Below are 7,130 nucleotides of genomic sequence, written 5' to 3' on the forward strand. Positions count from 1 at the left end.
TAAAGGCCTTTGTTTATGAGCTTTAGCTAGTTCTAGTCAAAAACCCTCCCTCTTACGATGGGAGTTCCTAAATACAGCCAGCTCCTCATTGACAAATAGAATGCCTGTCAGGACATGGATGGGATGCAGCTTCGCTAATTTGAGCTAATTAGCCTCACGCAAGGTATCAAGAGCCTCTCTCAAATCCTGCTGTTCCTCGCACCACTGCTGTTCTGTTGGTGAAGCAAAGCTAGCCTCAATAGACTGGGCACAATCGTTGGAGGATTAGCTTCAGCTGTTGCCCATCCTCCAGATAAGACACATACTCATTGTCACCCACCCGGATGTCTTGACCCTCGAGGTCTGGCCCATAACGCTCCGCCAAGATGACAATCGGAGCCCGGCTATCCAGAACCGTGTGTTGGCGAATCTGCTGCCCAATGGTGATACACTGCTCAATCGATTGGTTGTATTGATTGAGCAATATCAGGTCAAAGCGATCGCGTCCTCCCTCCACTCGTTGCAGAGCGTCGGCTTCATCGATTGCTAGGGTGACGTGATAGCCCCATGTCTGGAGGTTCTGCTTCAGCAAGGGTCGAACCTCGTCATCTGGTTCAAGCACAAAAATGCGCGGAGATAGGCGGCTCGTGGATTCATCGTTTTGGCTAGGAGTCATTGAAATGATGCAAAGTGCAATGAGGTGACGGTTATTTTCTACCCAACAAGCGATCGTATTCTGCTCTAGTTCTTTTGAAGCATTCGCAAGCAGAAGCCTCTAGCCCACCTTGATTGAGAATTTGGACATCCCCCCGCTGATATCGAATCAGTTTTCGCTCTTGCAGCTTTTGGGCTGTCTGCGTCACCCCGGCGCGCCGCACACCCAGCATCATGGCAATAAACTCCTGCGTCAGCGGCAGGTGGTCCGAGTCAACTCGCGCTTGGGCTTCCAGGAGCCAACGCGGTAGGCGCTGTTCTAGGGTGTGCAGAGAGTTGCAAGCCGCCGTTTGAGAGACCTGTGCCAGAAACGCCTGGCTATAGCGTAGAAGCAGGTCGTGCAGTTCACCATAGCGCTTGAACTCCTGCTGCATGACCTGAGCGTCAATTTTCATGGCACTCCCTGCCCCTTGGACGAGGTACTCGGTTTGAGTGTTTTCGCTATTGCCCATCAGGGTATTAATGCCCAGCACTTCCCGATTCCCAATAATCCCGACCTCTGACATCGCCCCATCTTGCATGGTGAGGGTGATAGAGAAGAGGCAGTCGAGCGGGAAGTAGAGATGAGATAAGGGCTCACCAGCACGGTGCACGATTTCATTCTGAGCTAATGTAACCCGCTTCAGATGCGGCCTCAGGCGATCGAGCACCTCAGCGGAGAGCGCAGCCAGTATTTGATTTTCAGCGGTCATAAAAGCCTCAGAGGGTTATGGGAGAGGCTCTTTATAGAACACGTCTCAGGATGAAAGGTTAAAGTTTCGCGTAAGAGGCAGTTTCTGCCGTCTCTTGTGTTTCCTGGGTCAGGCAGGCCATGGTGGCAATTAACTCATCAATGTCTAACGGTTTGGGTAAGTGCTGGCAAAACCCAGCGGCGATCGCTCGCCTCTGAGCACTCTCTTCAGCGCATACGGTCAGGGCGATCGCCGGAATTCGGGTGCGTTGTGTAGTTTTCCAAGCTTTTACTTGGCTCATGAGTGAGTATCCATCTTCACCAGGCAGAACAATCTCGCTAATTAAGAGGTCAGGGCAAGCTTGTTGCATACTTTCGAGAGCTTCGCTAACGCAGGTTGCTGTGGTTGTGGAAACCTCGTAGTCCTCAAATAATGCCATCAGTAAGTCTCTAGAATCAGCATCCCCATCGACTACAAGCACTCGCAGCCCTTTCCGAAGTGAATTTGAATCACACATGCCAGGAGTTCATTCCTTTTTACGGCAATCGGCCATGCACAATTGGGGTAACAGATGCTTGCTTTGAGGCATAAGCAGGAAGCACCCGTTACCGACTCAACCTAAGATCCACGGTAGTTGATCCAGAGACAGAGTTCAGTACAGTTTCGTACTGTATGAAGAAGCTCAACCCCACTTTAGGTAGTTCAACCATAAGGAAATAATTCGCCAACAGTGTCAGTACTTGATTTTTAGCGGTCATAAAAGCCTTAAACAGTTTGCGGGAGAGGCCCTTTGTAGAACACATCTCAGAATCAATGGTCACAGTCTTCACTCACAGGCAAGGGCTGCGTCGATCTCCCGCTTTATGACTGTTTGCCGTAGGACAGGATTCTCGTTTACTAACCTGTCAGCTCTCAAACGTTACGGCAAAACTTTTGAGCTTAACCGTTGCTCTGATCATCCAGTTCCGCTGTAGGGGACTGCAACTCAGAGCAAGTGTTGGAGTACTGCCGCTCCACTTTGATTTGTACAGCGATCAGGTCAATTAAGTAGCGGATGCGCTCGATCGCGGCTCGCATCGTGTTGAGCGTTTGGGTACGCTCTGCGAGCAATTCCTCAAACCTTTTAGCGTGAGTCATGCTTGAGTAACCGGGCTGAGGAACTATCTGAACTCATAATGGCAGGAATTTTTAGCTTGTACACCCCTCAAAGGAGCCGAGTGAAATTTTACTAAGTAGCATTCGCTACAAAGGCGCTTAGCAGCTTTGTTTATGTTTCAAGCTCAAGACTCGTCCAGCCAAACTCGCCACCATCGAGATCAATTGGGTCGAGTCCACAGGTTTCGCTAAGTGCATTTGAAACCCAGCATCGAGCGCCTGTTGCCGCTCTCGGTCGCTGACATAGGCAGTAATGGCGGCTGCCGGAATCTGGCCTCCACTAGCCGCATCTAGCCCCCTTACCTGACGAATTAGGGAGAACCCATCTTCCTCTGGCATGCCGATATCTGCTAGGAGTACATCATATCCACTAGAGTAGGCAACTAGAAGCGAGATTGCCTCTTGGACCGAAGTCACTCCCACGACTTGTGCCCCTACGCCTTCCAACAGGTATTTCATTAAGTCAAGGATATCTACTTCGTCATCCACGACCAAAACGTGTAAGCCTGCCAGCGAAAGAACTTCTTGGTTTATAGCGGCTGAAGGCTCCGCGACTGTCGGTTCTGAGTAGCTCGACGAAGTCAATTCCAAGGGCATCAGACGTGCTTCAGGTGATGTTACTTGGTTCCCGAAAGAAATCGTCGTTTGCAGAGGCAACCTCACAGTCATCGTGGTTCCTTGTCCTTTGCCAGCGCTCTCGGCTTGCACTGTGCCGCCATGCAACTCTACGATATGGCGGACAATCGCCAAGCCCAAACCTAGTCCTTGGCTGCCTTTGGTCGTGCTGGCATCTCCTTGACGAAAGCGCTCAAAAACGTAGGGTAGCAATTCTGCCTCAATGCCCTGTCCCGTATCGCTGACTTGAATCTCGGCATGAGTCTGCACAGGTGCTAACTTAATTTTTACCTGGCCCCCAGAGGGCGTAAACTTGATGGCGTTCGCTAGCAAATTCCACAACACTTGCTGCAAGCGCCCGCGATCGCCCAGAATGGTGGCAGCGTTTAACTGCGACACGATTTGAATCGCTTTCCCTTCTGCGGTAAGTTGGACAGATTCGATCGCCCCACCCACGACAGAGACCAGATCCAGCGACTGGGTTTTAAGGTGCAGTTTGCCGCTAGTAATCCGCGAAATATCCAGCATGTCCTCAATCAGTTGAGATTGGGATCTCGCGCTTCGCTCTATCACTTCTAGAGCACGAGTGACGGTTGCCTGGTCTAGCTGGCGATTGCGAAGAACTTGCGCCCAACCCAGCATGGTATTTAGGGGGTTGCGGAGTTCATGGGAGAGGTTAGATAAAAATTCATCTTTCGCTCGGTTCGCAGCCTCTGCTTCTTGACGGGCGGACTGTTCTTGGTTCAGGAGCTGAGATCGTTCGGCTTCAAACTGCTTACGCTCGGTAATATCTTCAACCGACAGCAAAATTTGTTGAGCTTCCCCGTCTTGAACAATCTTCCAACCATTGAGCAACATGACTTTGAGCCCAATCCGCTCAAAATCATGCTTCACTTCAAAGTTCTGAAGACTCGTATCATTGATCAGAATATCTTCCAGGAGCGCTTGCAATCCGGGGATGTTCCAGTGACCGTTGCCCAAATCAAACAGCAGCACTTGGACAGTTTCGGTGGGCACCATCTGAAACGTTTTATAAAACGCTCGGTTAGCTTGGGTTACCCGAAAATCAGATTCCAGCACGAGCAGCGGCACTTGCACCGTTTCTACAATTGCTTCTGCATAATTCCGGGCTGCTTCTAGCGTGGAGGCACTGCGCTTCAGGGCATCAATATCGAGCAATACCAACACTACGCCGTCGATCTGATTCTCAGTAGTGCGATACGGACGAATCCGCAGCATGTACCAATGATCTTCCTGGGTTTGCACTTCCAGTTCCTTGACGCTGAGCGTCTCCAGCACTTCTAAAATCAGCTGGTCTAAGTCTGGAACCTGGAGGTTGGTTCTAATATCACTCAACGGTCGTCCCGTGTCGGTGGGAATAAAGTTGAATAATCGCTGTGCCATGGGCGTGAAGCGACGAACCCGTAAGTCGTGAGTCAACATCAAAATCGGGATGTTGATGCTCGCCAACAAATTGGTCAGATCGTTGTTGACCTGGTGCATTTCTGCATTGCGGCTTCGGAGTTCTTCATTCGTGGTACTAAGTTCTTCATTTGTGGCTTGAATTTCTTCTTTGGCCGTTTCTAACTCTTCGTTGGTGCTTTGCAACTCCTCATTGCTCGACAAAATTTCTTCATTGGCAACTTTGAGGTCTTGATTGGTATGCTCCTGCTCTTGAATGATGGCCTGCAAATACTCTTGAGTGGCGGCTCGTTCCTGATTCGCCGCGTCTAGCTCTTGCCTGAGTCGTGCATTCTCCTGCTCTAGCGCTCCCTGGGGAATATTTGAATTGACGGAATTCGGTGGGCTAGCGGGTGGTGCGTCTTCAAAGAGGACTAAAAAGCGACGTTCTTCCGCAATCGGCACCTTAAAGGGAATCACTTGAAGATTGACTACTCTGGAGCGATCGCCTTCTTCTAAGCGGAGCCCATTTCTGGTGATGGGCATCTCCTGTCGTTGCGCTTGGTAAACAGCAGCCCGGAGCTCGACCAGCAAACCGTCCCTCACTAAGTTGAAGAGGTTGAAGTTCACAACGCCAGAGACGAGTTTCAAGTAGCGATCCACCTCTCCTCGCAGTTGCAGCACCTGCATCTTCTGATCGAGCACGGCTCCCACAGGGGCATAATGCTCGGCAATCAGATGATCGATCTTTTGATCGAGGTCAAACTCTTCTGTCGGCGCGGGCAGAGGTGGGCGACCTGCTAAAACTTGGCTAGTGCGATCGCTGACCTTCGCAATCGGATGGCGACTGGGGGCAAAGGACAGCGTGGAACGAGTTGCAGCTGGCTTCCTAGTATAAAGTTTGTGTTTTTTCTCGACCAAAGTAAACAGGTCTGAAGCTTGACCTGTGCTCTCTGAGTTACCGAGTAGTAGAAAGCCAGTCGGGTTAAGGCTGTAATGAAAAATGGGCATAATTTGCTTTTGCAGCGCATCTCCCAAATAGATCAGCACATTGCGGCAGCTCACCAGATCGAGATTACAGAATGGCGGATCGCTGCCCAAATTTTGATGGGCAAACACACAGAGTTCACGCACGGCCTTACTAATTTGAAATCTATCTCCCTCCAAAGCATAGAAAAAGCGACAACGACGCGCGGCTGACACGTCCACCATCTGGTTTTCTGTATAGATGCCTGCCCTGGCTTTGTCGATCGCCACATCGCTGATATCAGTGGCAAAAATCTGGATCGGGGGTTGGATATTTTGATCTGCCAAAAACTCCAACAAGCAGATGGCGATCGAATAAACTTCCTCGCCCGTCGAACAGCCCGCGATCCAGATCCGAATCGACCTGTCGTTAGACTTGTTTTGTGTAATCGCCGGAAAAACTCGCTTTTTTAGGAGTTCAAAGGCTTCCGGATCGCGGAAAAAACTGGTGACGTGGATTAATATTTCTTCGTACAGTGCCTTGATTTCAGCCGGATGCACTTGCAGGTACGTGACATAGTTCTCCAACCGTTCCAGCTTATATAACAGCATGCGTCGCTGAATCCGCCGATCAACCGTGTTTGCCTTGTAGCGGCTAAAATCAACACCCGTCTTGGATTGTAGTAGGGCAAAAATCGTCGCTAGGGCGTCAGCGGGTGGGGGTAATAAGTCTGTCAAAATGGGTGTCATGAGGCGAGCCATAATCGGGTTGCGGCTCAAGTTTGCTAGTTCCTCAGCAATTTTGGCAGGCGGCAGCACAAAATCGACATTCCCCGTGGCCACAGCTGTGTTGGGCATACTGTCAAATTGGGCCGTGTCTTCACACTGAGCAAAGGTGATGCCACCCGCTGCCTTAATGGCTTTTAATCCCAGAGAACCGTCACCATCGCCTCCCGACAACACAACAGCGATCGCTTTATGTCCGCGATCCGCTGCCAACGAGGCAAAAAAGGCATCTCCTGGCATATATTTACCCAACACTTTCTCACGGGGCGATAGTTGCAGCACCCCTTCAGAGAGAACCATTTTGGTGTTGGGTGGAATCACATAAACCTGGTTTGGCTCGACGGTTGTGCCGTCCTGTACTTCGTGGACTGGCAGCTGTGTCGTTCTAGCCAAAATCTCGGTGAGCAAACTCTCATGATCTGGAGCTAAATGCTGAATCAGCACAAACGCCATCCCCGTGTCGGTGGGTAAATGGCTAAGCAGCTGGGTAAAGGCTGCTAAACCTCCTGCAGAGGCTGCAACTCCCACGATGGGAAAGGCTGCCTCGAACCCCTCTCCGGTCAGTTCAAACGTCGGTTGCTCAGAAAAGTCAGGAGACATAAGTTAAGTTGAGCACCTCAGTATGGCAGCTATCATTTTTACGATCAGCCGCTGTACTCGTACTCTAGAACGCTTTAATAGATCCTGCCGAATTTATTGAATTTTGCATGCAAAGATGTAATTTAGCCTTTGATCGCACACCGCCTCTCTCAACATCTTGAACCTGTCCTTTACGCATCATATTCATCGCTTCGGTCCCGCTTAAGGTTCGTCTAGCACTGTTGAAAGGCTTGAACCCCATCA

At 50.4% G+C, this 7,130-nt stretch carries 5 protein-coding genes; all 5 read right to left on the reverse strand.

Going from position 1 to position 7,130, the window contains the following annotated elements:
- Window positions 1-235: 235 nt before the first annotated feature.
- The 5 genes from H6F68_RS13090 to H6F68_RS13110 all read right to left on the reverse strand — a co-directional run bounded on the left by H6F68_RS13090 (window position 236) and on the right by H6F68_RS13110 (window position 6,887).
- Window positions 236-655 (reverse strand): response regulator transcription factor, encoded by a 420-nt coding sequence (locus H6F68_RS13090; RefSeq protein ID WP_190559614.1) that lies wholly within the window; start codon window positions 653-655, stop codon window positions 236-238.
- 31 nt (window positions 656-686) lie between these two features.
- A complete protein-coding gene (locus H6F68_RS13095; RefSeq protein ID WP_190559616.1) occupies window positions 687-1,385 on the reverse strand; it encodes a Crp/Fnr family transcriptional regulator in 699 nt (232 codons plus the stop codon).
- A gap of 58 nt (window positions 1,386-1,443) precedes the next feature.
- Entirely contained in the window at window positions 1,444-1,881 is a 438-nt protein-coding gene (locus H6F68_RS13100; RefSeq protein ID WP_190559618.1) for a response regulator, read from the reverse strand.
- A gap of 422 nt (window positions 1,882-2,303) precedes the next feature.
- The gene (locus H6F68_RS13105; protein WP_190559620.1) at window positions 2,304-2,501 is read right to left on the reverse strand and encodes a hypothetical protein; all 198 of its coding nucleotides are present in this window, start codon (window positions 2,499-2,501) and stop codon (window positions 2,304-2,306) included.
- Window positions 2,502-2,618: 117 nt separating this feature from the next.
- Entirely contained in the window at window positions 2,619-6,887 is a 4,269-nt protein-coding gene (locus H6F68_RS13110; RefSeq protein ID WP_190559623.1) for a chemotaxis protein CheB, read from the reverse strand.
- Between the last annotated feature and the right edge of the window lie 243 nt (window positions 6,888-7,130).

It is taken from the genome of Trichocoleus sp. FACHB-262, assembly GCF_014696035.1.
In the GTDB taxonomy this organism is placed as follows: Bacteria; Cyanobacteriota; Cyanobacteriia; order FACHB-46; family FACHB-46; genus Trichocoleus.